Below are 369 nucleotides of genomic sequence, written 5' to 3'. Positions count from 1 at the left end.
CCGTCTTGCCGTCCGGCCGGAATGCTTTGCCGTCGAGGTTCAGTTCGGCATCGAATTTCCCCGGACCCCACGCCTCAACCGCCTTCTTCACCTCCGCTTCGGATATCTGCAGCATCTCGGCGAACGCCGTGAGATCAGGTGCGAGGGCAACGATCGCCCCGATATTGAGGTCACGGTTGGGCCAGCCGTCCAGCCGTTGCCCGATCCCGGGTGCGTAGGCGTCGTCGACGGTTGAATGGCACACCGCGCATTGGATGCCCACCGAAGTCAGCGTCTTCCCGTCCTCGGCGAAGAACCCGGTCACCCCGACAACGGCATTGGCTCTCAGCAGGACAAGCGTGCTCGCGGGATCAGCGAGGTCGACCGCGC

General features: G+C 64.5%; 1 pseudogene. It reads right to left on the bottom strand.

The features are described from left to right. A pseudogene (locus E5W87_RS35680) lies at positions 1-369 on the bottom strand (hypothetical protein); the annotation flags it as partial.

Source organism: Mesorhizobium sp., assembly GCF_004962925.1.
GTDB lineage: Bacteria > Pseudomonadota > Alphaproteobacteria > Rhizobiales > Rhizobiaceae > Mesorhizobium.
This window is presented reverse-complemented; position numbering and strand designations above follow the sequence as displayed.